We start from the raw sequence: 3461 nt of genomic DNA on the forward strand, positions 1-3461 counted from the left end.
TATTACGCCTGGTGGCTAGTAACGTAGTCGATTGCAGCTTGTACAGTAGTGATTTTCTCAGCTTCTTCGTCAGGGATTTCGGTCTCGAATTCCTCTTCCAGAGCCATCACCAGCTCAACGGTGTCAAGGGAGTCGGCACCCAGGTCTTCGACGAAGGAAGCAGTGTTGACCACTTCTTCTTCTTTAACGCCCAGTTGCTCAGCAACGATTTTCTTGACGCGCTCTTCGATGGTGCTCATACCTTGTTTTCACTCCTAATGGACAAATTCAGGCAGCTGGCCAGTGGGTAAGTGTATAGAAAGACTTTTCAGTTTTTCAACTGAAAGCTTCACTCCTCAAACCCTGCGGCCTTCTGCCTATAAAATAGATTGCAGCTTTATAACGGATTTTAGACAGCTCGTATGACATTTTTTTGAAGCAATCCGTCACATTTAACTCATGTACATCCCGCCGTTCACCGGGATTGTAGCCCCAGTAACGTAAGCCGCACCGTCGGATGCAAGAAAAGCGACCACAGACGCGATCTCTTGAGCTTGCCCCAAACGGCCCAGCGGAATCTGTGTCACCAAGCCTTCACGCTGTGATTCAGGCAGTTCGCGGGTCATATCGGTGTCGATGAACCCAGGAGCCACCGAGTTTACCGTAATCGAACGCGAACCGACTTCACGCGCCAGCGCACGGCTGAAACCTTCCAGACCGGCCTTGGCGGCAGCGTAGTTTACTTGGCCTGCGTTGCCCATGGCACCCACAACCGAGCCAATACTGATAATTCGTCCCCAACGGGCTTTGGTCATACCGCGCAAAACGCCCTTGGACAGGCGGAACAGACTGTTCAGGTTGGTATCGACGACGTCATGCCATTCGTCATCTTTCATCCGCATCATCAGATTATCGCGGGTGATACCAGCATTGTTGACCAGGATCGCCGGCGCTCCGAATTGTGCCGTGATGCTCGCGAGCACCGCCGCAACAGATTCGTCGCTGGTGACATTGAGCTCCAGGCCAGTGCCTTGAATACCGTTTTCCTTCAGGGTAGCGGCAATTCGCTCGGCACCCGAGGCGGACGTCGCGGTACCCACGACGATAGCGCCCTGACGACCCAGTTCCAGGGCGATAGCCTGGCCGATACCGCGGCTCGCACCGGTGACCAGTGCAACTTTACCTTGCAGACTCATGCAAGCTTCTCCTGATTCAGGCCAACGCTGCGCGGGCGGCAGCGAAAGCGTCTGGGGTATTGAGGTTGGATGTCGATACGCCTTCGGCGCAACGCTTGTTCAGGCCAGCCAGCACTTTGCCAGGACCGCATTCGACCAGCTGGGTCGCGCCCTTGGCGGCCAGCGCCTGGACCGACTCGACCCAGCGTACAGGCTTGTAGAGCTGCTCAAGCAGATCGCGCTTGAGGGTTTCCAGATCCGCCGGCACGGCGGCGCTGACGTTCTGCACAACAGGAATCTGCGGCGCCTGCCAGTCGATCGCCGCGATCGACTCAGCGAAACGCTCGGCCGCTGGACGCATCAGCTCGCAATGGGACGGCACGCTGACCGGCAACGGCATGGCGCGCTTGGCACCACGGGCCTTGCAGCCTTCAATGGCGCGCTCGACCGCAGCCTTCGCACCGGCGATGACCACTTGGCCCGGGGAGTTGAAGTTGACCGCACTCACCACGTCGCCTTGCGCCGCTTCGGCACAGGCCGCCAGCACGTCGGCGTCTTCCAGGCCGAGGATCGCGGCCATGCCGCCCTGCCCGGCCGGAACGGCTTCCTGCATCAACTGACCACGGCGCTCAACCAGCTTGACGGCGTCGCCCAGGCTCAGGCTGCCCGCCGCTACCAGGGCGCTGTATTCGCCCAGGCTGTGACCGGCAACATACGCCGGACGCGCACCGCCCTCGGCCAGCCACAGACGCCACAAGGCGATCGAGGCGGTCAGAATGGCCGGTTGGGTTTTATCGGTTTGATTGAGTTGCTCTTCCGGCCCTTGCTGGGTCAGTGCCCACAGGTCGTAACCCAGGGCATCGGAAGCTTCTTTGAATGTTTCGAGGACAACAGGATGTTGTGCGCCCAACTCGGCCAGCATGCCGAGGGACTGCGAACCCTGTCCTGGAAAGACGAATGCGAGGGAAGCAGACATGTAACGAGCCCCTAATGATCTTGTCGTCGGAAAATTTGACGCCCCGCTTGGGGGACGCAAGAAACTGACAGTTGGATGGCCAATTGAACTGAGCGGTCACATTTAAGCATTGTCCGACGAAAACGCCTAAAGCAACAAATCCTCCAGACGACCGTGAATCCGCTCCGGCAGGTTTTCCTGAATTTCGATCAGCGCGCGGGAAATAGCACTCTGGAAGCCCTGGACCCCGGCAGAACCGTGGCTTTTCACTACGATCCCCTGCAAACCGAGGAAACTCGCGCCGTTATGCCGCGCGGGTGCCAGATCGGCTTGCAAACGCTTCATCAGTGGCAGTGCCAGGGCTCCGACCATTTTTGACGCGAGGTTTTTCTTGAACAAGGCTTCGATGCGCCCGGCAATCATGGTCGCCAGGCCTTCGCTGGACTTGAGCAGGATATTGCCGACGAAGCCGTCGCACACCACCACATCCGCTTCGCCACGGTACAAACCGTCACCCTCGACAAAACCGATGTAGTTGATACCACGGGCACTTTGCAGCAATGTTGCAGCGAGCTTGACCTGCTGATTGCCCTTGATGTCCTCGGTGCCGATGTTCAGCAGCGCCACGCGCGGACGCACGATGCCCAACGTTTCCGCCGCCACCGAGCCCATCACCGCGAACTGCAATAAATGCTCGGCGCTGCAATCGACATTAGCGCCTAGATCGAGCAACTGGCAGTAACCCTTCTGCGTCGGAATCGCCGCAACCATCGCCGGCCGATCAATGCCCGGCAAGGTCTTGAGCACAAACCGTGACAAGGCCATCAGCGCGCCGGTGTTGCCGGCACTGACACAGGCCTGGACCTTGCCGTCACGCAGCAATTCAAGCGCCACGCGCATCGACGAATCAGGTTTGCCGCGCAACGCCTGGGCCGGCTTCTCGTCCATCGTAATGACTTCGGACGCTGGCACAATCGACAGGCGCGCGCGATCCACAGCCGATTGGCCAGAGAGCAATTCTTCAAGAAGTGAGGGTTGACCGACGAGGGTCAGGTGCAGCGAGGGCGTAGCAGACAGACAAGCAAGGCTGGCCTGAACAATGCTGCGGGGACCGAAGTCCCCGCCCATTGCGTCAATCGCGATGACTTGAGCAGACAAGGATTACTCGTCAGCGCCCTTGTCGATCACTTTACGACCACGGTATACGCCTTCTGGCGATACGTGGTGACGCAGGTGAACTTCACCGGTGGTTTTTTCTACAGACAGGGTGCTAGCCTCGAGAGCGTCGTGCGAACGGCGCATGTCACGGGCAGAGCGGGATTTTATGTTCTGCTGCACAGCCATAATTGATT

The 3461-nt window shown here is 58.4% G+C and carries 5 protein-coding genes; all 5 read right to left on the bottom strand.

Annotation, left to right across the window (positions count from 1 at the left end; genetic code table 11):
* Window positions 1–2: 2 nt before the first annotated feature.
* The 5 genes from acpP to rpmF all read right to left on the bottom strand — a co-directional run bounded on the left by acpP (window position 3) and on the right by rpmF (window position 3453).
* The gene (gene acpP, locus ACIPL2_RS35060) at window positions 3–239 is read right to left on the bottom strand and encodes an acyl carrier protein (protein ID WP_003175607.1); all 237 of its coding nucleotides are present in this window, start codon (window positions 237–239) and stop codon (window positions 3–5) included.
* A 192-nt stretch (window positions 240–431) separates the two neighbouring features.
* Window positions 432–1175, bottom strand: a complete 744-nt coding sequence (fabG, locus tag ACIPL2_RS35065) for a 3-oxoacyl-ACP reductase FabG (protein ID WP_401365383.1) — start codon at window positions 1173–1175, stop codon at window positions 432–434.
* 16 nt (window positions 1176–1191) lie between these two features.
* The gene (gene fabD / locus ACIPL2_RS35070) at window positions 1192–2130 is read right to left on the bottom strand and encodes an ACP S-malonyltransferase (protein WP_401365386.1); all 939 of its coding nucleotides are present in this window, start codon (window positions 2128–2130) and stop codon (window positions 1192–1194) included.
* A 126-nt stretch (window positions 2131–2256) separates the two neighbouring features.
* Window positions 2257–3267: a phosphate acyltransferase PlsX gene (gene plsX / locus ACIPL2_RS35075; protein WP_401365389.1), complete on the bottom strand. Its 1011-nt coding sequence runs from the start codon at window positions 3265–3267 to the stop codon at window positions 2257–2259.
* A 3-nt stretch (window positions 3268–3270) separates the two neighbouring features.
* Window positions 3271–3453 carry a 50S ribosomal protein L32 gene (gene rpmF, locus ACIPL2_RS35080; RefSeq protein WP_401365392.1) on the bottom strand — a complete coding sequence of 61 codons (183 nt, stop codon included), beginning with the start codon at window positions 3451–3453 and terminating at the stop codon, window positions 3271–3273.
* Window positions 3454–3461 lie beyond the last annotated feature (8 nt).

This window comes from Pseudomonas sp. NPDC086251 (assembly GCF_044746405.1).
Lineage (GTDB): Bacteria > Pseudomonadota > Gammaproteobacteria > Pseudomonadales > Pseudomonadaceae > Aquipseudomonas.

What these genes read in the sequence shown, in the direction of transcription:
- acpP (WP_003175607.1), bottom strand. Translation starts at nt 239, where the DNA reads ATGAGCACCATCGAAGAGCGCGTCAAGAAAATCGTTGCTGAGCAACTG.
- fabG (WP_401365383.1), bottom strand. Translation starts at nt 1,175, where the DNA reads ATGAGTCTGCAAGGTAAAGTTGCACTGGTCACCGGTGCGAGCCGCGGT.
- fabD (WP_401365386.1), bottom strand. Translation starts at nt 2,130, where the DNA reads ATGTCTGCTTCCCTCGCATTCGTCTTTCCAGGACAGGGTTCGCAGTCC.
- rpmF (WP_401365392.1), bottom strand. Translation starts at nt 3,453, where the DNA reads ATGGCTGTGCAGCAGAACATAAAATCCCGCTCTGCCCGTGACATGCGC.